The 22,643-nt window shown below is 68.7% G+C and carries 24 protein-coding genes; 13 read left to right on the top strand and 11 right to left on the bottom strand.

Translation table 11 applies throughout. The annotated features are described in order from the left end of the window. Nucleotides 1-128: 128 nt before the first annotated feature. The gene (gene rffA / locus OG300_RS18305; protein ID WP_405497513.1) at nt 129-1,268 is read right to left on the bottom strand and encodes a dTDP-4-amino-4,6-dideoxygalactose transaminase; all 1,140 of its coding nucleotides are present in this window, start codon (nt 1,266-1,268) and stop codon (nt 129-131) included. After that, the gene (locus tag OG300_RS18300; protein WP_405497511.1) at nt 1,258-2,388 is read right to left on the bottom strand and encodes a glycosyltransferase; all 1,131 of its coding nucleotides are present in this window, start codon (nt 2,386-2,388) and stop codon (nt 1,258-1,260) included. The genes rffA and OG300_RS18300 overlap by 11 nt, the downstream gene beginning before the upstream one ends. Nucleotides 2,389-2,645: 257 nt before the next feature. Between OG300_RS18300 and OG300_RS18295 the strand changes: the two genes are divergently transcribed. The 4 genes from OG300_RS18295 (at nt 2,646) to OG300_RS18280 (ending at nt 6,286) form a co-directional block, all read left to right on the top strand. Beyond that, entirely contained in the window at nt 2,646-4,901 is a 2,256-nt protein-coding gene (locus OG300_RS18295; protein WP_405498586.1) for a hypothetical protein, read from the top strand. Further along, nucleotides 4,898-5,395, top strand: a complete 498-nt coding sequence (locus tag OG300_RS18290) for a GtrA family protein (protein ID WP_405497509.1) — start codon at nt 4,898-4,900, stop codon at nt 5,393-5,395. Before OG300_RS18295 ends, OG300_RS18290 begins: the two co-directional genes overlap by 4 nt. 10 nt (nt 5,396-5,405) lie before the next feature. Continuing rightward, a complete protein-coding gene (locus tag OG300_RS18285) occupies nt 5,406-5,627 on the top strand; it encodes a Trm112 family protein (protein WP_405497507.1) in 222 nt (73 codons plus the stop codon). A 119-nt stretch (nt 5,628-5,746) separates the two neighbouring features. Then, nucleotides 5,747-6,286 (top strand): NUDIX domain-containing protein, encoded by a 540-nt coding sequence (locus tag OG300_RS18280; protein WP_405497505.1) that lies wholly within the window; start codon nt 5,747-5,749, stop codon nt 6,284-6,286. Here OG300_RS18280 and OG300_RS18275 read toward each other — a convergent pair. Continuing rightward, the gene (locus OG300_RS18275) at nt 6,270-6,977 is read right to left on the bottom strand and encodes a hypothetical protein (protein ID WP_405497503.1); all 708 of its coding nucleotides are present in this window, start codon (nt 6,975-6,977) and stop codon (nt 6,270-6,272) included. The genes OG300_RS18280 and OG300_RS18275 overlap by 17 nt on opposite strands. Next, entirely contained in the window at nt 6,880-7,638 is a 759-nt protein-coding gene (locus OG300_RS18270; protein WP_405497501.1) for a hypothetical protein, read from the bottom strand. The genes OG300_RS18275 and OG300_RS18270 overlap by 98 nt, the downstream gene beginning before the upstream one ends. Nucleotides 7,639-7,839: 201 nt before the next feature. Between OG300_RS18270 and OG300_RS18265 the strand changes: the two genes are divergently transcribed. The 3 genes from OG300_RS18265 (at nt 7,840) to OG300_RS18255 (ending at nt 10,084) form a co-directional block, all read left to right on the top strand. Continuing rightward, the gene (locus tag OG300_RS18265; protein WP_405497499.1) at nt 7,840-8,031 is read left to right on the top strand and encodes a hypothetical protein; all 192 of its coding nucleotides are present in this window, start codon (nt 7,840-7,842) and stop codon (nt 8,029-8,031) included. Between the two features lie 257 nt (nt 8,032-8,288). Continuing rightward, a complete protein-coding gene (locus OG300_RS18260; protein WP_405497497.1) occupies nt 8,289-8,660 on the top strand; it encodes a hypothetical protein in 372 nt (123 codons plus the stop codon). A 254-nt stretch (nt 8,661-8,914) separates the two neighbouring features. Further along, nucleotides 8,915-10,084, top strand: coding sequence for a hypothetical protein (locus OG300_RS18255; protein WP_405497495.1), 1,170 nt, complete (start codon nt 8,915-8,917; stop codon nt 10,082-10,084). 19 nt (nt 10,085-10,103) lie between these two features. Here the strand turns inward: OG300_RS18255 and OG300_RS18250 are convergent, their stop codons facing one another. Genes OG300_RS18250 through OG300_RS18240 form a run of 3 tightly spaced genes read right to left on the bottom strand, consistent with a single transcriptional unit; the run spans nt 10,104 to nt 12,228 of the window. Continuing rightward, complete coding sequence (locus OG300_RS18250; protein ID WP_405497493.1) at nt 10,104-10,709, bottom strand: TetR family transcriptional regulator; 606 nt, start codon at nt 10,707-10,709, stop codon at nt 10,104-10,106. Further along, entirely contained in the window at nt 10,706-11,494 is a 789-nt protein-coding gene (locus OG300_RS18245; RefSeq protein ID WP_405497491.1) for an ABC transporter permease, read from the bottom strand. Before OG300_RS18245 ends, OG300_RS18250 begins: the two co-directional genes overlap by 4 nt. Continuing rightward, nucleotides 11,491-12,228: an ABC transporter ATP-binding protein gene (locus tag OG300_RS18240; RefSeq protein WP_405497489.1), complete on the bottom strand. Its 738-nt coding sequence runs from the start codon at nt 12,226-12,228 to the stop codon at nt 11,491-11,493. Before OG300_RS18240 ends, OG300_RS18245 begins: the two co-directional genes overlap by 4 nt. 235 nt (nt 12,229-12,463) lie before the next feature. On the opposite strand from OG300_RS18240, the gene OG300_RS18235 reads away from it, so the two are divergent. Next, complete coding sequence (locus tag OG300_RS18235) at nt 12,464-13,522, top strand: NAD-dependent epimerase/dehydratase family protein (protein ID WP_405497487.1); 1,059 nt, start codon at nt 12,464-12,466, stop codon at nt 13,520-13,522. 100 nt (nt 13,523-13,622) lie between these two features. On the opposite strand, the gene OG300_RS18230 is transcribed toward OG300_RS18235, so the two are convergent. Then, on the bottom strand, nt 13,623-14,246 hold the full coding sequence (locus tag OG300_RS18230) for a TetR/AcrR family transcriptional regulator (RefSeq protein WP_405497485.1): 624 nt from the start codon (nt 14,244-14,246) through the stop codon (nt 13,623-13,625). A gap of 94 nt (nt 14,247-14,340) precedes the next feature. Here OG300_RS18230 and OG300_RS18225 point away from each other — a divergent pair, with 94 nt between their 5' ends. Beyond that, complete coding sequence (locus OG300_RS18225) at nt 14,341-15,852, top strand: amidase (protein WP_405497483.1); 1,512 nt, start codon at nt 14,341-14,343, stop codon at nt 15,850-15,852. Between the two features lie 126 nt (nt 15,853-15,978). Here the strand turns inward: OG300_RS18225 and OG300_RS18220 are convergent, their stop codons facing one another. Beyond that, entirely contained in the window at nt 15,979-17,364 is a 1,386-nt protein-coding gene (locus tag OG300_RS18220) for a hypothetical protein (protein WP_405497481.1), read from the bottom strand. Between the two features lie 124 nt (nt 17,365-17,488). Here OG300_RS18220 and OG300_RS18215 point away from each other — a divergent pair, with 124 nt between their 5' ends. From OG300_RS18215 to OG300_RS18200, 4 genes are all read left to right on the top strand, one after another. Continuing rightward, entirely contained in the window at nt 17,489-18,154 is a 666-nt protein-coding gene (locus OG300_RS18215) for a glycosyltransferase family 2 protein (protein WP_405497479.1), read from the top strand. After that, on the top strand, nt 18,151-18,900 hold the full coding sequence (locus OG300_RS18210) for a DUF2064 domain-containing protein (protein WP_405497477.1): 750 nt from the start codon (nt 18,151-18,153) through the stop codon (nt 18,898-18,900). Before OG300_RS18215 ends, OG300_RS18210 begins: the two co-directional genes overlap by 4 nt. Nucleotides 18,901-18,961: 61 nt before the next feature. Continuing rightward, a complete protein-coding gene (locus OG300_RS18205; RefSeq protein ID WP_405497475.1) occupies nt 18,962-20,461 on the top strand; it encodes a molybdopterin-dependent oxidoreductase in 1,500 nt (499 codons plus the stop codon). Next, nucleotides 20,458-20,928 (top strand): hypothetical protein, encoded by a 471-nt coding sequence (locus tag OG300_RS18200; RefSeq protein ID WP_405497473.1) that lies wholly within the window; start codon nt 20,458-20,460, stop codon nt 20,926-20,928. The genes OG300_RS18205 and OG300_RS18200 overlap by 4 nt, the downstream gene beginning before the upstream one ends. On the opposite strand, the gene OG300_RS18195 is transcribed toward OG300_RS18200, so the two are convergent. Beyond that, the gene (locus OG300_RS18195; RefSeq protein ID WP_405497471.1) at nt 20,840-21,886 is read right to left on the bottom strand and encodes a sensor histidine kinase; all 1,047 of its coding nucleotides are present in this window, start codon (nt 21,884-21,886) and stop codon (nt 20,840-20,842) included. The two genes, OG300_RS18200 and OG300_RS18195, sit on opposite strands and share 89 nt — an antisense overlap. Next, entirely contained in the window at nt 21,876-22,601 is a 726-nt protein-coding gene (locus tag OG300_RS18190; protein ID WP_405497469.1) for a response regulator transcription factor, read from the bottom strand. The genes OG300_RS18195 and OG300_RS18190 overlap by 11 nt, the downstream gene beginning before the upstream one ends. Nucleotides 22,602-22,643: the final 42 nt, after the last annotated feature.

The following is a 22,643-nucleotide window of genomic DNA, read 5'->3' as shown; positions in this document are numbered from 1 at the left end:
GCCGCAACGTAGCCCACGGAACTTCCGAATGAAACCTATTTCAGAATATTCGTCCCAGGAAATCCGCTGGGTGGGATGCGCCGCGAAAACGCCTGCGTGACACCGTGCCCGATGCCACGCGGCACCGGTCAGACGGTGAAGCTGGTGACGCCGTCCACGACGCGGGCCAGTTGCTCCTCGGTCAGGCCCGGCCACAGCGGCAGGCGGACCAGGGTGGAGGAGAACTCGGCGCTGCGCACGCACGGGACCGGGGTGCGGCCGAGCTTGAGGCCCGCGGGTGAGGAGTCCAGGGGCACATAGTGGAACGGCGCGACGATGCCCAGCCCGGACAGATGCGAGATCAGGTCGTCGCGGCGATGCTCGGTCGGCACGCGCAGGTAGTACAGGTGCGCGGTGTGCTCCCGATCGTCCGGGACCGTCATCAGCCGAACCTCGTTGCGGGCGGCCCACTCCGGCAGTTCGGCCGCGTAGGTGTCCCACACCCGGTGCCGGTTGGCCTGGATCGTCGAGAACTCGGCCAGCTGCGCGTCGAGCACGGCGGCGTTCAATTCGCTGGGCAGATACGAGGATCCGATGTCCTGCCACGAGTACTTGTCGACCGCGCCGCGCAGGAAGCGCGCCCGGTCGGTGCCCTTCTCGCGAATGATCTCCGCGCGCGCCATCAGGATCTCGTCGGTGAGCAGCACCGCGCCGCCCTCACCGCAGTGCACGTTCTTGGTGTCGTGGAAGCTGAGCGCGCCGATGCTGCCGATGGTGCCCAGCGGGCGACCCCGCCAGTAGCCGCCGAGACCGTGCGCGTTGTCCTCGATGATCGCGAAACCGTGCGCGTCCGCGAGCCGTTGCAGCCCTTCCATATCGGCGCCCACACCGCCGTAGTGGATGACCATGATCGCCTTGGTGCGCGGCGTGACGGCCGCGGCCACCGACTCCGGATCCAGGTTGCCGGTCTCCGGATCGATATCGGCGAACACCACGGTCGACCCGCGCAGCGCCATTGCGGTCGCGCTGGAGGTGAACGCGAAGCTGGGCACGATGACTTCGTCGTCGGGCCCGAGTTCCAGCAGCAGCCCGGCCATTTCGAGCGCGTGCGTGCACGAGGTGGTCAGCAGCGCGTGCGGCGCGCCGGTGATGTCGCGCAACTTCGCGGTCGCCGTCGCGGTGAACGGTCCGTCCCCGTGACTGTGATCGGAGGACAGCACCTCCGCCACATTCGGGAGTTCGCGCGCCGCACGGAATGGACGGCTGAAAATAATGCGCTCACTGCTCACGCGGGTCGGTCTCCCTCGTCGCTACCTGGTCGTATCGGGTTGCCGCTCGGGCGAATTCGGGGGCGGCGCGATGGCCGCGGGCGAGCTGTTCGGGGCGCGGGGTCGGCGAATCCACCGTCAGGTAGAGGGGCTTGCCGACCAGCACATGCAGTGCCACGCCCAGGTATTCGGCGATCAGGCCGAGGGAGAACAGCACCGCGCCGGAACACAGCAGCAGCACCGTCATCAGCGAGGCCCAGCCCTCCGGGTCGGAGCCGCTGTCGGTGAGCCGGTGGTAGACCACCCAGGCCGCCATGGCCACGCCCGCCAGCGCCACCGTCACACCCAGCATGCTCACCAGACGCAGGCCGCGAGTTCCGCTGCACAGCACCATCTTCCAGAACAGCGAGAACAGGCGACGGTAGTTGTAGCCGGATTCCTCGCGGCCCTCGGCGCGCAATTCGACGGGCACCTGCGCGGCGTCGCTCACCACCCAGGTCAGCGCCACGTCCAGGTACACGCCGTTGGAGGCGACCTGCGCGAGCTGCCGCGCGATATCGCCGCGGATCAGCCGGTAGCTCTCGAAGCGGGTGGAGTCCGGAAACGCGAACAGGGTGGCCAGCACCAGTTTCGCGCCACGCGAGGTGATATTGCGCAGGAAGCCGTGCGGGCGGGTGTTGACCGGTTTGGAGTAGACCAGGTCCGCGCGCTGCGCGAGCGCCGCGTCCAGGAAGGCGGCGATGAAGGCCGGATCGTGCTGGCCGTCCTCGTCCATGGTGACGGTCCAGTCGCCGCGCGCCTCGGCCATGCCGGCGATGGTGGCGGCGTCCTGTCCGTAGTTGCGGCTCAACCACACGACTCGAAGCTGCGGATAGGTTTCGGCGAGTTCACGCAGCACCACATCGGAGCGGTCGGGGCCGTGATCGTGCACCAGCACGATCTCGTCCACCCGGAACACCGCGCCGTCAGGGGTGGTGATCGGACCGCTCAATTTGTCCAGCTCGGCGACCAGCGCGGCGATGGTGTCCTCGCCGCGATACACCGGAACGACGACGGAGACCGCGTGCACCCGCGCCGACCCGTCGGGGCCGGGGGTCACGCTGAGGTCGCGCGCGTAGGTGCGTGCGGACGGAATCGGCATCAGCTGAATCGACTTTCGAGGATGGTGCGTACCGGAACTCCGCGCCCTTTTCGAGAGCCCGAGCCGCGCTGAACTCTAACACGGTGCAGGTCGCGGCAATCGTGGCGAAAGGTGATCACGACACCATCATTGCCTCAGGCGTCGATGCTCTCGACGCCGACGCCCTGTAGGGTCTGGAACTCGTGGTGGAAAGCTCAGTTTCCGAGGTGGTCGGGGCCACCGAATCCGGGCCGGCGGAGAAATCGGCGCGACGCGAGGTGTACCGGTGGGGACTGATCACCTCACTCGGTGTGATCCTCGGCTATTTGGCTGTCATCGCGGCCAATACGCGGCATTTCTTCACCGATGACAGTGAATCCCAGTACACCGGACTATGGGTGTTCTTCGGCCGCGCCTACCGCGACGGCCACTTCCCGTTCCTGATTCCCGAGCAGTGGATGACGGGCAATTACACCAATGAGGAAGCGGGACTGTTCAACCCGCCGCAGCTGCTGATCAATCTGATCGCGCCCTCGGTGCCCAACCTGGCCGTCTACGCGACCATCGTGAAGCTGGTGTTCGCGATCATCGTCGGGCTCGGTGTGTACCGGGTCTGCCTCGCGTACGGATCGCGCCCGCAGTGGGCGGCGGTCGCCGGTGTCGCCATGCCGTTCACCGGGTTCTTCCTCTTCTTCGACGAGGCCAGCTGGTTCACCGCCATGAGCGGCACCGCGTGGATGATCCACGCCTGGGCGTCCTCGGAGCGCTACCTGCGCGGTAAGGGCGGGCCGATCCCGGTCTTCGTCTATCTGTACCTGGCCATCTCGGTGCAGTACGTGTTCCCCGCGGTCGAGGCCGTGCTGATGCTTCTCGCGGTGGCCGTCGGATATCTGGTGTGCCACTACGACGATGTCGCCGCCGCGGGCGCGACGGTGTGGCAGCGTGTGCGCACCCTGCTGACCCCGCTGACCAAACTGGCCGCGACCGCGGTGTTCGCGGGTCTGGCCGGACTGCTGACCTTCCTGCCCAGCATGCTGTCGGCGCAGGTGAGCTGGCGCGGCAACTCGCAGATCAACAACGACCAGTTCCTGACCGTGCCGTGGTCGGAATCGCTCAACGCCAGCCTGCCCAGCACGCTGCCCGCCTTCACCTCGTGGTGGGGTTACGTGCAGCCGCTGCCCATGACCTACATCGCCTGGTTCCTGATTCCGGCGCTGGCGTTCGTGGATTGGAAAGCCGCGCAGAAGCATTGGAAGCAGTTCGTCGCCATCGCGCTGTTCGCGCTGATGGCGCTGATGTGGACCGCGGGTCCCGGCACCGTCGGCCCGTTGCGCTGGCCCGCCCGCGTGCTGCCGATGCTGGCGCTGGGACTGCTGGTGCTGGTGTGCGTGCTGCTGGGCCGTTTCGCCACGCTGCGCGACACCCGTAAGCGGATCATCGCGGGCGCGGTGCTGATCCTGGCGCTGTGGGTGCGCAGTTTCTCCGCCGACCCGCACGACGCGGTGTGGCATCTGCTGTCCGCGGTCATCGTGGCCGGGCTCGGGGTGGGCGCGGTGTGGCTGGGCCGCACCCGCGGCACCGCCGCCGCCGTCGCGCTGACCATCGCCGCCATGGTGCCGATCGCCTACTTCCAGGTGCGTTCGGTGCAGCCGACGCCGATGTCGTGGAACCTGCCCGCCAACCGTGAGGACGCCAAGGCCGCGTTCCCGAAGTTCCACGGCGGCACCACCATCCAGCTCTCCGATCGCGGTTTGTTGCAGCCCGCCGACAAGAGCCTCGACGGCGCGTACGGGTCACTGGTGTGGGGCAACTACGCCAAGGACCTGGAACTGAACTATGTGAACGGGTACACGCCCAACGGGCACTTCTATTTCGGCGAGATGCTGTGCATGCGCTGGGACGGCAGCGTCTGCCCAGACGCCTACCGGCGCATGTTCACCCCGGAGCCGACCACCGGGCGGAATCTGGCCGACCTGATGCTGATCGATCGGGTCGTGTTGCAGAAGGCCATGTTCCCGGACGCGGGCGATCAACCCGCCCCGGAGGGCTGGCATTTCGTGGACGTGCCCGGGCACGAGAAGTACATCTGGGTGCTCGAGCGGGACGGCGGGCCGATCTCCTCGATCAACGGCCGCATCGCCGACACCCACGACGTCACCGCCACCTCGAGCGGCGAGACCGACACCACCAGCAGTGCGCGGGTCACCTCCGAGACCGGCGGCCAGGTCGTGTTCGCGCGGCTGGGCTGGCCCGGCTATCGGGTCACGCTGAACGGCAAGACGATTCCGTTCAAGACGGTCTCCAAGGTGTTCGTCTCCGTCGACATCCCGGCGGGCACGAACAACGCCGAGCTGGAGGTGAGCTGGCGGCCGCCGGGCTGGAAGATCGGAATCGGCAGTGCCGCAGCCGGACTCGTCGGCCTGGGCTTCCTGCAGTGGCTCTACATCCGCGATCGTCGTCGCAAGCAGGGCGCGCCGCTGACCGAGCAGCTCAGTGATGACCCGGATCGCGAACTGGTGGGTTCGGCGCAGTGACCGACACTCGCCCCCCGGTGGTCGACGCATCGCCCGAGCCCGGTACGGCCGGACCGCTGCTGCGGCTGGTGCGTCGCCAGGAGGTGGCGTACGCGCTGGTCGGCGGCTTCAACACGCTGATGGGCATGGTCCTCACCGTGTTGTGGCTGACCGTCCTGGAATCGGCGGTGTCCGAGAACGTGGCGGCCGCATTGTCGGTGGCGCTGGCCTACTCGGTCAGCATGGTGATCGCCTTCGTGCTGCACCGCACCCTGGTGTTCCGGGTGCGCGGGCACCTGTGGCGCGACTTCGTGGCGTTCGTCGGGGTCAACCTGGTCGGCATGGTGCTCAACATGGTCCTGCTGCAGCTGTCGGTGTCGGTGCTGCACGCACCCGCCAAACCGGCCGCGGTGATCGTGATGGGCCTGGTCGCGGTGGTCAGCTACTTCGGCCACCGCCACATCTCCTTCCGCCGCACCCCACACGATTCCCAGCCCGACCCGGCAGAGCGGTAGGTTGTCGATCATGTCGGAGGAAACCCTGGACGCCACCCTGCTGAGCCTGCTCGCCTGCCCGCAGGACAAGGGCCCACTGCAGCTCGCCCACACCGCCACCGGTGACGCGGTGCTCTACAACCCCCGCCTGCACCGCGCCTACCCGGTCGACAACGGCATCCCGGTGCTGCTCGTCGACGAGGCCCGCGAAGTCGACGAGGACGAACACAACCTCTTCCTGACCCAGGACTGAGCCCAGGACCGAGTGGTATTCGCCGCAGGGAATGTTTGCCTGCGCGAGGAGATTTCGAGCCCGCCATACCCTCGGGCTGGTGATCTCCGGCTCGGCGGGTGGCCGGTACTGTCTGCGTTGTGGAGCGTGCGACGCAGTGGAACATCCTCGGTGAGCATCTGGTCGACGAGAATCGACACATCCGGCTCTCGACTGTCGATGTCGAACTGCCCGACGGTGTCCGGTTCACTCAGTACGTCGCGCGCATGCCACGATGCGCGATGACGTTGGTACTCAACGAGAATCGCGAAGCACTGCTGATGTACCGGCATCGGTTCATCATCGATCAGTGGGTGTGGGAACTTCCGGGCGGCTACGTCGACCATGCCGAGGATGTCGCGGCGGCGGCAGCGCGGGAGGTCGAAGAGGAAACCGGGTGGCGTCCGCGCGCAATGCGGCACCTCGTGACGTATCAGCCCTCGATCGGCTCGTTGGACCAGCCACAAGAGATCTACTTCTCGCACGGCGCCGACCTCACCGATACCGCACCCGATATCAACGAGGCCGAGGCGATCCGCTGGGTCCCGCTCGACGAGGCGGTCGCCATGATCGACCGGGGTGAAATCGTGGGTGCGGCAACGGTGGTGGCGATCTATCGGGCCCTCAGCCTCTCCGAGTGAGATCGAGGACCCGCTGTCGGAACTCGGCGACCTCGGTCAAGTCATTGAATGGCCGTAGCCGGTAGCGCAGATCCCGCAGGTAGGACAGACTTCGGCGCGACGCGAGATCGACGGCGATGTTCAGTGCGCCGATGCCGATCCGCACCGCCTCGCGCGGATCGGCGGGAGCCAGGGCCGAGGCCAGCAGGCTCAGGTTGAATGCCCGCCCGCGCTGGTATCCCACCGACATCGTGAGTGACTTCTCGGCGAAGTGCGCAGTGCGCGCGTTGTCGCCGAGTTCGCGGAAGCAATGCGCGGTTTTCGCCGACATATAGGACTGGTCGAAATAGGCCAGCCACACCGGCCTCTCGCCCGGCTCGGCGCGGTCGAAAGCGCGTTCTGCGGCGTTCAGTGCCGATGAGCAGGCCGTCTCGTCCCGGCGGGCGGCATGCCCGTGCGCCTCGACCATGTGGCATTCGGATTCGAGTGTGCCCAGACCTGCTGCGCGAGCAGCGATCCGCGCCGCCCGAGCCAAGTCGACAGCGTCGCCGGGTCGGCCGACGTAGGTAGCTTGGTGACTCATTGCGGCCATGATTTCCGCGCTGAGCGCGCCATCACTGCCCGCTCGGGCGAGCCGCAACGCCTGGATCAGGTAGCGCTGCGCAAGGCCGTGGTCTTCCTGGTCGTAGGCGGCCCAGCCTGCCAGCCGCACGAGTTTCAGCGGTGGAGACGAACAATTGGCGTCCGATGTGCTCGTTGAAGCTGCCCCGCAGCAGTGGTGAGACCGAACTGTGCAGGTACTGAACAATCGTCGAGCGGACCTTGCCGCCACCGACCTTGTTGTCGAGGTCGCGAAACGCAGTCGCCATGGATTGAACCGCATCGACGTCGATCTGTCCCACACGCCGTGACGACCCGATCGAGACGGGATGCTCGGGTCCGGGCAACGTCAGCCACCTCATGGAGGCTGCCGGATACACCGCGACCGCATAGGAGGTGTCCCGCAGAAATCGTCGGTGCTCGACATCGCTGCGCCACAACGCAGTCGACGCGTCGACCGCGCCGGAGATACTGAGCGAGAACTCGAGGCCGAGTTCAGCCGAGGAATCCGTGATGTCGGACATGCCGCACATGGCAGGTGTGATTGTGCGACCCAGCAATTCGGTCAGAACGTCGGCGATCAGCTGGGGAACCGGGGGCTGCGGCTGCTCGCCCGAGAGCCACCGTCCGACCGAACTGTGGTCGTAGTTCAGCTCGAGCCCGAGACCATGCCCCCGATCGACGACTCGACGAGCAAAGGCCTTACGTACTCCACCGGTTTCCTCGACCAGCTCCTCGAACTGCCGGTTCGGTTGTTTCGCACGGCGTCCCATAGCGGAAGTGTGGCATCGGTGTTCGGGCCCATGCCATCAATCGGCCGCTGTGCACGCCCCCTGTGCACACACGCGCCCCCGTCGCACGTCTTACGTTGCTTGGGGCTGTCCGGTGGACTGGCAATCAGCCGTGATACGAGAACCGTACCCCTCGATATCGGGCGCACTCTGAGGACCGCCGAGTACTGGAAGTTGCCGGACATGGACATCATTCTTGCGATAGCGCTCGTATCGCTCGCCGTATTCGTGGCCGCCATCACGGGCCGCCTCATCGCCGACGTGCGCCGGTCCGAGCTCGACGGTGCCACCCTCCGGTTGACCGTCGCAGACATCCAGGCGCGCCTTGCTGCGGAGTATCCACGCACATACGTCCCGATCAGCCGGAGGTGGTAGCCAATGGCGTTCACCGAGAACGAAGCGAAAGTGCTTGGCGCACTGTCGATCCAGGGAGTCACTCAGGCGCTGACCGTACGGCAGCTGAGCCGCGTGACCAGGCTTCCGGATACTTCGATCCACCGGGCGCTACTGCGCTTGTCCCGTTCAGGTCTCGCGATCGGCACTCGGCAGGGTCCCGCACGGTGGCGAGCAACCAACCGAGGTCGCCTAGCGATCACACGACCTGTATATCGCGAATATGCCGGAGCCCGAACGTGACCGGGTACGCGGTCGGGTTCCTGCGCCGGGACGTCTCAGGCCCCATGCGGCGCCGACACGAGGACGCCATACACGCGGCCGCTACTCGACATGGCTACACGATCTGTCTCATGGTCCTCGCAGCACCCGAGCGCGAAGCGGTCGTGCAGAGGCTGATGACACTGATATGGAACGAGGCAGTCGACGCGATCGTCGCGCCGAGCGCTGACCATTTCGAACACGGTGACATCGAGGCGCTCATCAAGTTCGCCGACGTCATCTGCGCCGATAGCGGTGCCAGGTACGCGATCCCCGCTGCCGACATGGGCGCGGACGGCGATGTCAAGACGCTCGCGATCGCAGAGGAAGCTAGGTGGTGGACCTGTTGATCCGACTGGTGAGGAAGGGCTGAGGTCCAACGCCCGACGATTGACCACCAGGATAGGGCGATAGTGGTGAGCGGCGGCTTGCCTCGGCATGCTCTAGGGTTCTGCGGGTGAGTGGTTTCGGGGGAGCAGGGCCGTCGCAGAATCCGTATGGGGCCGGTGGGTTTCCGGTTGAACCGGCTGGTCCGCCGGGTGCGGCACCGGCGAAAGGCGGGACCGCGGAATTCGTGGCTGGCGGTCTGCTGATCCTTGTTGCGGTGTTGTTGATCGTCACATCGTTTCTGAACCTGGCCGAATACCGCTCCCCGGGCGATCCCACGCAGGGTCTCTCCGCGTACCGGAATCTGTGGGGCGCATGGAAATTCACCGATGCGACCGGTGCGACGCCGGACACTCAGCAGCTGCTGGGGATCGGCATGAGCCTGGCTGCGGTGTTCGCGGCCCTGGGTGGCGTGCTGCTGTTGGCCGGATCCGGTGCGGGTAAACGTGCGGTGCGAGCGCTCGAGGTGACGTCGGGTGCGCTGGCCTTCGGGCTGTCGGTGACCGTGGTGTTCGACGTCGGGTCCGCACCGCTGACCGTGGGTGACAACGGCACCGCGAGTCTCGGACCCGGTTTCTGGACCGTGTTGCTCGCCGCGCTGGGGGCGGTGGCCGCGGTGGCCCTGCTGTTGTCGGTCAAGGGCGCGACAACTTCCGTGCCGACCGTCGACGCGTACGGTCGCCCGCTCTCGCCGCGCGCCTCCGGGTTGGATATCGCCGTCGGTGTGCTGTCGGTGCCGTTGGCGGCGTTGATGGTGGCCGCGACCTTCTTCGACCAGCTGCGCAGCCCGGGATTCTCGATGACCATGTGGCGGGCGGCGGATAAGACGCAACTGGTGGGAGTGCCGTTCGTGCTCGGCGCGGTGGTGGTCCTGATCGCCGCGGTGCTGGCGTTCACCGGTCGCGGCGGACTCTTCCGGACCGCCGGTGTCGCAGCGCTTTTCGCGGCGGGCGTGCTGGTCGTGCTCGATACCGTGGACCAGGAGCTGTTCGGTCCGGTTCACCTCGGCGACTTCGGGATCGGTTTCTGGCTGCTGATCGGGGCGACCGTGCTGGCCCTGCTGGTGACGGTGCTGGCGCTCGTGGCAGCGATCGCCGGACCCCGGCATCGGACGCCGTATGCGCCTGTCGCGCAGGTGAATCCGCAGTGGAACGCGCCGAATGTCGGTGTGCCCGGCGCGCCGCAGTTCGGGTACCCGCAGGCCGGACCGCAGGGCGGGTTCCCGCAGGCTGAACCATACGGTGCGTTTCCGCAGCCGGGGCCGCAAGGTGGGATCCCGCAGGCGGGACCATCGGGCGGATATCCGCAGGTCGGGCCGGAACAGGGTGGCTATCCACCCGGGGCTCCGACGCAGAATTGGTCGTGGCCGGGGTCGCCCGGTCAGTAGGTGAGGTGCGCGCCGGGCGTCAATCCTGAAGGGGGAGATCGCCGGTGAAATAGCGTTGCAGGGTGGGGCCTACTACTACGGCTAGTTCGTCCACCGGCATCGAGGCTATCGGTTCCAGTTGCAGCAGCTTGCGGCTGATGAGCAGGCCCATCAGCTGGGTGGCGGCCAGGACGGCGCGTTTGTCGCCGGTGCCGGGGGGTGAATCCACGCGGGGGCGAATGTCTTTGAGGACGACTTCCAGTAGGAAGCTGCGGGCCAGGCTCGGGTCGCCGGAGCTGAGCAGGGAACGGAAGGCTGCGACCGCCGGGGTGCCGACGGGGGAGTCCCAGATGGAGACGATGGCGCGGACGATCGCCTCGCCCAGGTGTTCCACCGGGACGGCGGCGAACTGGGCCAGGATGGTCTGCGGGTCGATCGGCAATTCCAGTGCGGCGGCGAACAATTCGTGTTTGGTGCCGAAATAGTGGTGTACCAGGGCCGGATCCACGCTCGCGGCGGTGGCGATGGAGCGGATCGACGCGCGGTCGAAACCGACCTCGGCGAAACGCGCGCGGGCGGCGTCCAGGATGGCGTCCCGGGTGCCGGAACGTCCTGGACGCCGCCCGCTGCGAGCGCCGGATGTCACGCGGTGCGCCTGCGCAGGGTCGCCGCGGCCAAACCCAGTGCCACCGCGGCGAATACGGCCACGATCAGCGCGTCCCGCCACATCTGCCCGGTCGAGCCGGTGTGCGTGGAGACCTGTTCGAGCGCGTCGACGGCGTAGCTGAGCGGCAGCACATTGCTGATCGCCTCCAGCCAGCCGGGCAGCTGGCCGCGCGGCACCAGCAGCCCGCACAGGAAGAACTGCGGCAGCACGATCACGGGCATGAACTGTACGGCCTGGAACTCGGTGCGCGCGAACGCGCTTGCCAGCAGACCCAGCGCCACGCCCAGCATGGCGTCGATCACCGCGATCAGCACCACCAGCAGGGGACTGCCCGCCGCGCTCAGACCCAGCAGCCAGAACGCGACCAGGCAGGCCAGTCCGGCCTGGGCCGCCGCGGCCATCGAGAACGCGGTGCCGTACCCGGCCAGCAGATCCAGCTTCGACAGCGGGGTGGTCATCAGCCGCTCCAGGGTGCCCGAAACCCGTTCGCGCTGCATGGCTATCGCGGTGATCAGGAACATCACCACGAACGGCAGGATGCCGAGCATGGTGATGCCGACCCGGTCGAACAGGCGCGGCGCGCCCGGCATCGACGGATAGTTCTTGTAGACGAAGTAGAGCAGCGTCATCAGCAGCGCGGGCACCACCAGGATCATCGCCACCGTGCGGGGATCGGCGCGCAACTGCTTCAGAATGCGCAGCGTGGTGGCGAGGTAGCAGCCCAGCGGGCGCGGACCGGCCGGACGCGAAACAGTGGCGGTCACAGCTCTTCTCCCATTCGGATCAGCTTCAGGAAGGCGTTCTCCAGGCTGGATTCGCCGGTCTCGGAACGCAGTTCGGCGGGGGTGAGCTGGGCCAGCAGGCGGCCCTCGCGCATCAGCAGCAGCTGATCGCAGTGTTCGGCCTCGTCCATGACGTGGCTCGAAACCACCAGGGTGCGGCCCTGTTTCGCGAGCGCGTGGAACTGCTCCCACAGGTCGGCGCGCAGCACCGGGTCCAGGCCGACGGTGGGTTCGTCGAGGATGAGCAGTTCCGGATCGGCGACCAGCGCGCAGGCCAGCGACACCCGGGTGCGCTGCCCGCCGGAGAGTTGATTGCCGCGATGCCCGGCGTGACTCGACAGGCCGACCGCGGCCAGCGCGGTCTCGACGTCGGCGCGGGAAGCGCCGTACAGCGCACCGAAATACGAGACATTGTCGGTGACGGTGAGGTCGTCGTAGATGCTCGGGGCCTGGGTCACGTAGCCCACGCGCCGCCGCAGCCCCGGCGATCCGGCCGCGTCGTCGAGCACCGTGATGCTGCCGCCCGCGACCAGCTGGGTGCCGACGATGCTGCGCATCAGCGTCGTCTTCCCGCAGCCCGACGGCCCGAGCAGGCCGGTGATGCTGCCGCGGGGCACGGTCAGCGAAATGTCCTGGAGAACCTGATTGCCACCGCGGCGCACCTCGAGATGCTCCACCGCGATCGCGGGTGTCACAGCCACTGCCGTCACGGTCATCCTCAATTCATCGAGTGTTGAATTCACTACGTGATGAATTGTGCGCCCGGGTACCCGCGACGGCAAGCCCCGGCGGCGTGTCGCCGCGCGCCCCGCTGACGAATTCGTGACGAACCGCGCCACACCGGCCCGTCCGGTGTCGTTCACCTGCACCGGCGCCGACAATCGCGGGGAACACCGCAGACCTCCGCCGCGGGATCACCCGCGGCCCCGACGTGCCCGAGGAGAACACCGCATGCGTGTATTGCTGACCGGCGCAGCCGGATTCATCGGCTCGCACATCCACCGCGCCGCCCTCGACGCCGGTCACGAGGTGGTGGCGGTGGATCTGATGCTGGCCGCCGCGCACGGTTCGGCGGCCGTCCCGCCGCCCGGCGTGGCGCGGCTCGACGTGCGCGATCCGGACGCCCTCGACGCCCGGTTGCGCGGCATCGACGCGGTCTGCCATCAGGCCGCCGTGGTCGGCGCGGGCGTCAGCGCCCTGGACGCGCCCGCCTACGCCAGCCACAACGATCTCGGCACCGCGGTACTGCTGGCCGCCATGGCGCGGGCGGGCTGCCGGCATCTGGTGCTGGCCTCATCCATGGTCGTCTACGGGGAAGGCCGCTATCTCGACTCCAAGGGTGATCCGGCCGAACCCGCCCCGCGCACCCGCGCCGACCTCGAGGCCGGTCGCTTCGACCCACTCGGACCCGATGGCGAACCGTTGACCTGGACACCCATCGACGAGGACGCGCCGCTGCGTCCGCGCAGCCTGTACGCGGCATCCAAAGCGGCACAGGAGCATTACGCCGCCGCCTGGTCGGCCGCCACCGGCGGAACGGTGACGGCGCTGCGCTACCACAATGTCTACGGCCCCGACATGCCAAGGGACACGCCATATTCCGGGGTGGCGGCCATCTTCCGCTCCGCGCTGGAGGCGGGCGACGCGCCCCGAGTCTTCGAAGACGGCACCCAGGCAAGGGATTTCGTGCACGTCCGCGATATCGCGGCGGCCAATCTCGCGGCCCTGACCCAGCCCCTCGGCCCCTTCACGCCACTGAACATCGCCTCCGGGCAGCCCATCGCCATCGCCGACGTCGCGGCCACCCTGGCGACCGCGCACCGAGGCAAGCCCCCGATCGTCACCGGCGAATACCGCAGCGGCGACGTCCGCCACATCGTCGCCAGCCCCGAACGCGCCCGCCGCGCACTGGATTTCCGCGCCGCGATCACCCCCGAACAGGGCCTGATCGAATTCGCTTCCGCCCCTTTGCGGGCCGTCGCCGCGACGGGAGCACCGACCTGGCGGTAAGGACCGACAGTCCGATCGCCGCAGTTGTGGCTGTGCTGTTCGGATGAGGCTCGTGGGACCGTGAACCTGCTGGCCAGGTGGTGCCCCGGCCGCACCGGGATCAATTCCGCGCGTGGGATGCGGGAAGTTGGGCGGCCAGGAACGCCAGGCTCGCCTCGAAGGCGTGGTCCACTCGCTCCTGGTCGCCGGTGGTGATCAGGTCCAGTTGTAGGCCGCGGACCTGGGCGAGGATGAATGTGGCTGTCCAGGAGACGGTTTCGGCGGGCCAGTGGTAGCGCAGCAGTTCGCGTTCGATCACCGTGAGCCAGTCGGTGACGAGGCTGGCCATCGGGTGGTCGGGGGTGCGGGCGGTGTCGGCGACGAGTTCGAACAGGACCAGGAACTGGCGTTGCTCGCGTGGGCGGCAGAGGTGGCGCCAGGCGGCGCGCAGCAGGTCGGCGGGGGATTCGACGCTGCGGACCTCGGCGGTGAGCAGGCGCTGTTCGAAGTCGGCGCGAATGTGTTCGAGGACCTCGGCGATCAGCGCGTCCTTGGTGTCGAAATGCCGGATCAGGGTGGCGTGACTGACGCCGAGGGCCTGGGCGACCGGGCGCAGTGAGAGGTCGCGCACCCCGTTGTCCAGCACGTATTCGGTGGCAGCGGCCAGCAGTTCCGGTCGGCGATGCTGAAACCGCAGGGTGCGGCCGTCGACCTTCTTGGCGGGCTGCGTCTCGGATTCCGGCATGTCGTGAACTTTACCGTTCCAACCGGTTACGTAACCGACCGGTACGGCTATTCTCGGGATGGGGTTGCTGAACCCGCGAGCGAGGAGACGACACATGAGGTTCGACGAATACCGCGGCTACGACGCGGTCGGACTGGCCGAACTGGTGGCCAAGGGCGAGGTGACCGCCGCCGAGCTGCTGCGGCTCGCGCTCGAGCGGTACGCCGCCGTGAACCCGGCGATCAACGCGGTCAGCCTGCTGATGGACACCGCCGCCACCGAACGGGCCGGGCGCGCCGACCTTTCCGGGCCCTTCGCGGGCGTGCCGTTCCTGATCAAGGACCTCGCCCAGGACTTCGCGGGCTATCCGACCTCCGGCGGCACCGGGCCACTGCGCAGCGTGAAGGCGACTCGCAACAGCCTGGTCGTCGACCGCTGGCTCGAGGCCGGACTGGTGATCTTCGGCAAGACCACCACCCCCGAATTCGGCAGCAAGGCCATCACCGAGACCCGCACCTTCGGGGCGACGCGCAACCCGTGGGACACCGGCCGTACGCCCGGCGGCTCCTCGGGCGGGTCGGCGGCGGCGGTCGCGGCGGGCATCGTCCCGGTCGCGGGGGCCAGCGACGGCGGCGGCTCGATTCGAATCCCGGCCGCGCACACCGGATTGTTCGGGCTCAAGCCCGGGCGCGGCGTGGTCTCCAGCGGACCGGCGCTCGGCGATCCGCTCTTCGGCGCGGTCAGTGAGGGCGTGCTGTCGCGCACCGTGCGCGACACCGCCGCCATGCTCGACCTGCTGAGCGTCCCGGACCCGGGCGCGCCGTACGCCGTGCCGCGACCCGAGCGCCCCTACCGCGACGCCGTCACCGCGCCGCCCCGGCGGCTGCGCATCGGATTCACCAGCGCCTCACCGCAGGGCACGCCCGTCGATCCCGAAGCTGTTCGCGCCGTGGAGGACGCGGCCCGCCTGCTCGAAAGCCTCGGCCACACGGTCGAACCCGTGACCCTCGACATCGACGGCCGCCAGCTCGCCCTGGACTTCATGACGGTGTGGACCGCCTCGGCGGCAGCCGAACTCGACCAGGCCTGCAAGGTGAGCCGCAGTGCCCCTGCCGATTTCGATATCGACACCCAGGTGCTGGCCGCCGTCGGCCGGGCCACCCCCGCGCCCGACATCATGCGGGCCCACGGCCGCTGGAACGACTACACCCGCGCGCTGGCGGCCTTCCACGCCGACTACGACCTGCTGCTCACCCCCGGCCTCGCCGAACCGCCGCTGCGCATCGGGCAGCACCGCACCCCGGCCATCGCCGATACCCTGCTGCCGCCGCTGCTGCGCTTCGGTGCGGGAAAACTGCTGGCCCGCACCGGCTTCTACCGCGACCTGATCACCGCGAACCTGTCCGCCGTCCCGTTCACCCAGCTGGCCAATATCACCGGCCGCCCCGCCATGAGCGTCCCCACCCACTGGACGGCGGACGGTCTACCCCTCGGCACCCAGTTCGTCGGCCCCACCGGCAGTGAATACCTACTGCTGCAATTGGCCGCCGAAATCGAGACAGCTCTGCCGTGGATCGACCGCCACCCGCCGGAAGAGCCACTACATCAGGCGATCCCGGCCCGCTGACCGCCGCCTGCGGCCACGCTGAGCGGCCGTCGCTCCGGAACGTGGTCGGTTCGCTCAGTGCGGCCGACCAGTAGAAGTAGCCAGAACTGTTCGTAGGTAACCGGTTCCGCGAGGCGGACCGGACCACTACCAGTTGGTCAGGATCAGGTGGACGAGTAGCAACGCGCCCGCGGCCTGAACGGTGAGCCAGAAGCGCATGCTGTGGCGGGGGAGCAGGGCGGTGGCGGCGAGCGCCCACACGTCGAAGGGCAGCCAGATGCGTTCGGTCTCGGCCTTGCTCAGACCGCTGAGGTCGGCGATCAGGATGGCCGCCATGCCCGCGGCGGCCATCAGGGCGGCGGGATCAACGGCGGATCGCCAGCGCGACAACCAGTTTCGCCACGGGGCCACCGGGAGCAGTTCCAGTTCGATCAGCACCCGGCAGCTGGCCGCGGCGGTGGCCAGACCGACCGCGCACACGGTCGCGGCCAGATTGCCCCACACCCAGTAGGAGTAGGGGCGATCACTCGCGATGCCCTGGTAGTAGCGCTGCACCACCAGGTGATAGCCGTTGAGCCACCAGAATCCGGCCGCCGCGAACGCCGCGACCACCGCCACCGCCCCGGCCAGCGCGGGCAGCAGCGGCCGCAACGACCGCGCCAGCAGCACGGCCGCCGCCGGAATCGCCATCAGCACCAGGCCGTAACTGAGGAAGACGGTGAACCCGAACAGCAGCCCCGCCGCCACCGCGACCGCGATCCAGCCGCGCGGCAGCCGGGTCGCGATCGCCAAAAGCGCCACCGCCCAGGCACTCACGCCCGCGAACAACGCGTCCGCCGACACCGCGATCCAGATGACGGCGGGCATCAACGCCAGATACGGGATGGCCAGCCGGGCCCGATGCTCCGAACCCAGGGCCCGGATCGTCACCGCCACCGCAGCCGCCGCACTGGTCCCGACGAACATGCACAGCAGACCCGCCCACGCCCCGCCGCCCAGGCCGATGCGATCCAGCAGCACGAATACCAGCAGCGCCCCCGGCGGATGCCCGGACACGTGCGTGGTCCACGAATCCGGCTGGAAATCCAGGATGCGGCCGGAGAATCCGCGCAGCATCGCCCCGATATCGTGCACGCCGCCGACCTCGTGCAGGTATTCGTCGCGGGTGGTCAGGCGACCGGCGAAACCCCGCTGCCAGCCGTCGATCATGGCCACCGCGAACGCCCACGCGGCCGCGGTCGCCCACGTCAGCCACAGCAGCGGCCGCCACGCCATTCGTCGTGTCAGATCCGGGCCGAACCGGACAACCGCGGCAGCGAGTGCGACGGCCGGGACCGTGCCCCATCCGACATGCGGCAGCCAGCCGCCGAAAATCGGTGCCGCGCCCGCGAACAGCGAATCCCGAAAGTGTTTGCCTGACATTCGCGGTACCAGGAACGCGGCCAGCACGAGTAGAAATGCGGCCAACGCGCTGTAACCGTCCACGCGCGCCGAGACATAACGCGCGACCCTCGTCGCGGAAGCGTTCGCCATGCAGGCAACCCTAGGCCCCGGCACCCGCCGGAGCGGGCAGGACGGCTATCCGACGAGGCCTCGTCATACTTTTGTCATCGTGTCCCGGGGTCACGGCGGCCCCCGCCGCCGTACGGTCGAGGCTATGACCGAGTGGGACTCCGAACCGGGGGTCACGGTGGTGATCCCGTGCCGGGACGAAGCAGAAGCTTTGCCTGGCGTACTTTCAGCAATTCCAGTGGGCTACCGGGTGATCGTGGTGGACAACGGATCCAGCGACGGCACCGCCGACGTCGCCCGCGCCGCTGGTGCCACCGTGGTGACCGAAGCGACCCCCGGCTACGGCAGCGCCGTGCACGCCGGGGTGAACGCCGCCCGCACCGAACTGGTCGCCGTCCTCGACGGCGACGGCTCGCTGGATCCGGGCGAACTACCGCGCCTGGTGGCCGAATTCGCGCCGGGCGTCGACATGGTGGTCGGCCGCCGCCGCGCGGCCGTCCCCGGCGCGCTACCCCTGCACGCACGAATGGGCAACTGGGCCTTCGCCTTCCGGCTGCGCCGCCGCTACGGGCTACGCGTGCATGACATCGCCGCCATGCGGGTGGCACGCCGTGACCGGCTGCAGGCGCTCGGCCACCTGCACGCCCGCTCCGGCTATCCGCTCGCCCTGCTCACCGGTGCGGCCCGCGCGGGCTGGCTGGTCCTCGAACGCGACATCAGCTATCGGCCGCGGACTCACGGCGAGTCCAAGGTCTCCGGTTCCTGGCTCGGCACCGTGCGTGCCGCCCGCGACTTCTGGAGTGTGCGATGAACATCGGCGAACCCACCGAAATCCTGTTCCCGCGACCCGGCGTGCACGGCGCGCTCGGTCCGGTCGACACCGTCCCCGCGACCCTGCTGGTATTGGCCAAATCGCCGATTCCCGGCTTCGCCAAAACCCGTCTGACACCGCCCTTCTCACCCGTGGACGCCGCCTACCTGGCGGCCTGCGCACTGCTCGACACCCTGGATGCGGTGCGCGAGAGCGGCATCCGGCACCGTGTCATCGCCTGGACCGGCGACCTCGACCGCGCCGAACGCTCGATCGAACTGGCCGCCGCCCTGCGCGAGGTCACCGTGATCCCGCAGCGCGGCGACACCTTCGGCGAACGCCTCGCCAACGCGCACGCCGACGCCGCCGAATTCGGTTGCCCCGTCCTGCAGATCGGCATGGATACCCCGCAGGCCGACGCCGACCTGCTCACCCGCTCCGCGCACCGCCTGCTCGACACCGGCGACACCGTCCTGGGCCCCGCCACCGACGGCGGCTGGTGGGCCCTGGGCCTCACCGACCCAGCCCCCGCCCAGGTCCTCCCGGAAGTGCCGATGTCCACCCACCGCACCGGCGAACTCACCGCGGAAGCCTTGCGCCGCACCGGCTGTCGCATCCACACCCTCCCTGAACTCACCGATGTGGACACCTACGCCGACGCCCTCACCGTCGCCGCCCTGTCTCAGGGCCGCTTCTCCCGAGCGGTCACCGACCTCTCGACTCTGAAGACCCCCGTCCCGATCTAGGCCAGAACGGCTGCGGGAAAGCAGCTGTCCGGCAAGAGATACACCTTGGAGAGGAGCCCCCGTGCCTTCGGACAACCCCGGCCGATCCTCGGGAGCCGACCCGGCGACCCCGGATCCGAACCGGCCCGAGACGGCAGGCGAGTCGAAGCCGTCCGCTCGGGCCGGTGGCAATGGGACGCCGGAGACCGAACCCGGCGTGCCGGGTGGGTCCACCTCCGCGGCTGTCGCCGGTCACTCCGATGGACTTTCCGCGGCTGCTCTTTCCGAGCAGCACGGGAGTAGCAACGGCGCGGATGGTCCGCCGGACCGTGCCGTCGCGTCCGAAAGTGCCGCACCCCGTGGAGGTGTCGCGACCGTGCGGGCCGACACCGATGCCGACGGGGCGGCGCGGCCACCGCTGATGGTGCCCGCGGCGCTGGCGGATCGAATTTCACCGGCCCGTTCGACGGCCGTGGCGGCGCGGGCGGGGGTGCTGCTCGGGATCGGGATTCTGATCCTGTTCGTGACGGGGATGATCAGTCACCTGATTCAGCATCCGCCGGACTGGTTCTGGTGGCCCGCGCATCCGGTGTGGCTGTATCGGGTCACCCAGGGTGTGCACGTGACGGTCGGCGTCATGATGATTCCGGTGCTGCTGGTGAAGTTCTGGTCGGTGTATCCGCGGTTCTTCATCAAACCGTCGCTGCGGCGGGGCCCTGTGGAGCTGCTGGAGCGCGGGTCGGTGGCGGTGTTGATCGGGGCGGTGCTGTTCCAGATCGTGACCGGGCTGTTCAATACCGCGCAGTTCTATCCGTGGAAGTTCTTCTTCACCACCACGCATCACGCCATGGCGTATGTGGCGTTCGGGGCCGTGGTGGTGCACCTCGCGGTGAAACTGCCGGTGGTGCGGCAGGCGTTGACGGCACCGGTTCGGGAGCCGGAAGAGGCTGTCGGACAGGAGGATTCCGCCGCGAACACCGGTAGGACCGGTGTGTCCCGGCGGGCAGTGCTGGCTGCGGCCGGAATCGGGTCGGTGGCGGCGGGCGTGGCGGTCGCGGGGCAGTCGGTGCCGTTGCTGCGGCGGGTATCGGTGCTCGCGCCGCGCAGTGGCGAAGGCCCGCAGGGGGTTCCGATCAACCGCACCGCCGCCGCTGCCGGTGTCCTCGAGACAGCCCGCTCGGCCGGATACCTGCTGACGGTGAAAGCCGGTGGACGCGAACACGGTTTCACCCGCGCCGAGCTGGAAGCGCTGCCGCAGTACGACAGTGTGCTGCCCATCGCGTGCGTGGAGGGCTGGAGCGCCACCGGCCACTGGTCGGGGGTGCGGCTGCGGGATCTGCTCGCCGCCGTCGGCGAATACGGCGGCGGGGACGTGCGTTTCGTGTCGATGGAGACGACCGGCATCTATGGATCCTCGGTGCTGCCGCATCCGCATGTGGTCGACGCGTCCACGCTCGTCGCCCTGCGCCTCGGCGGTGCTGACCTGACCCTCGACCACGGCTATCCGTGCCGCCTGATCGCGCCGAACCGGCCCGGCGTCCTGCAGACCAAATGGCTGAAATCGATCGAGGAGCTCTCGTGACGCTCGTGCGAATCCTGCTGGGCGCGTGCGGAATCGCTTTCGCCGCCTACGGTGTCAGCCTGCTGCTGAAGATGAGCACCACCGACCTGCACTCCGTCGCGCTCTGGTTCGCCGGGGCGATCCTGGCCGAGAACCTGATCTTCGGTCCGGCCGCCGCGCTCGCCGGCGTGATCGGGCACTACGTGCTGCCCCCACGCTGGTGGCCCGCCTATGCGATCGGCGCGTTCACCAGCCTCGCCCTGGTGCTCGTCGCGGTGCCGGTGCTGGGCCGCGAGGACGCCGTGCCCGGCAACCACACCATCCTGGACCGCAATTACGCTGTCGGCCTGCTGATCTCGCTGGTGCTGGTGTGGGCCGCGGTGGCCGCCTATCTGCTCGTCAATGCGAAGCCCACGCTCGGTCGGCGCCCGGCAACAGCGGCAACCGGACCTCGAACCGCGCACCGTCCGCCCGGTTCCGCGCACTGATATCCCCGTGATGCGCGGCCACCAGCCCGGCGGCGATGGCCAACCCCATGCCGCTGGAACTGCCCAGGCCGTCCGCGCCGGGGGAGCGGGCCGATGTCCCGCGATAGGCGACCTCGAAGATGCGCGGCAGATCCGTCTCCGAAATACCGGGACCGGTGTCGTCCACCCGGGTCCAGGCCTGACCGTCGTTCGCACCCGCCGAGATATCGATGCGCCCGCCCGGCGGGGTGTGTGCGATGGCGTTGGCCACCAGGTTCGTCAACACCCGACCCAGCGCGCGATCGCTGCCCGCCACCACGATTCGCTCATCCGGCTGCCGCGCGGCGAGGGTGATCATGGCGCGCGCGGCGGTCGGCTGATTGGCGGCCAGCACCTCGTCGATCACCTCGCGGAGATCCAGCGGCTCCAACGCCAGCCGCAGCGCCCCGGCATTGATCTTCGACATCTCGAACAGATCGTCCACCATCGACGACAGCCGATTCGTCTCGCGCACAATCTGATCCGCGTACCGCTGCACATCCTCGGGCTGCGTGATCAAACCGTCCTGCAGCGCCTCACCCATGGCCCGGATCCCCGCCAGCGGGGTGCGCAGATCATGGCTCACCCAGGCCACCAGCTCGCGCCGCGATTTCTCCGCCGCCCGCTCCTGCTCGAGCATCTCGCGCTCCCACACCATCATTCGCGCCTGCTCGCGACCGAGCAGGATCGCGGCGGGCACCGTCACCGCCGTCACCACCGCCAGCACGGTCGCGGTGCGCTCGAATTCCGCGCCGAACATGAGACCGCTCACCGCCACCACCCCGCACAGGGTGGCCACGGTCGGAATCAGCACCAGCACCGCCATACTGGTGGTCATGGCGCGATTTCTGGTGTAGCGCAACAGCAGTGCGCCGAGCAGCACCACGGGCAGCGTGCCCGCCAGGGCGTACCCGATCAGACTCGGAGTGTCAGTCGGCACGACCCACCGCCTCACCGGCACCGGAATTCGCGGCGTCATCACCGGAATCCGCACGGCCCCAGGCATATCCGCGCCCCCACACCGTCTCGATGCGGTGCGCCGCACCCAGTTTGGCGCGCAACCGTTTGACGTGGACGGTCACCGTCGACAGGTCGCCGAAGTTCCAGCCCCACACCTCCGACAGCAACTGCTCACGGCTGTAGACCCGCCGCTGATGCGACAGCAGGAACGCCAGCAGATCGAATTCGCGCGCCGTCAACTCCACCGGCATCCCGCCCGCCGTCACCGTGCGGGCCGCACGATCCAGCTCGACGCCGTCGCCGCGCAGGATCTCCTCGGCAACCGGTGCGGGATGCGCCCGGCGCAACACCGACGCCACCCGCAACGCCAGCTCGCGCGGACTGAACGGCTTGGTCACATAGTCGTCGGCCCCGGCCTGCAACCCGATCACCCGGTCGTCCTCCTCGCCGAGCGCGGTCAGCAAGATGATCGGCGTCTGCGGATGCGGCCCCGCGCGGACCGCCCGGCACAGCTCGATCCCGTCCGGCGCGGGCATCATCACATCCAGCACCGCCAGATCGATCTCATTGCGCGCCAGCACCTCCGCCGTCGCCGGACCGTCCGCGGTCTCCACCACCTCGAGCCCATCGCGTTCCAGGTATCGGCGCACCACTTCTCGCACCACCGGGTCGTCGTCCGCGACCAAAATGCGCATCGCCGTCACCGATCCCGAAACCACTGGAAAGTCAGCATCCCC

This window comes from Nocardia sp. NBC_00511 (assembly GCF_045161165.1).
Lineage (GTDB): Bacteria > Actinomycetota > Actinomycetes > Mycobacteriales > Mycobacteriaceae > Nocardia.
This window is presented reverse-complemented; position numbering and strand designations above follow the sequence as displayed.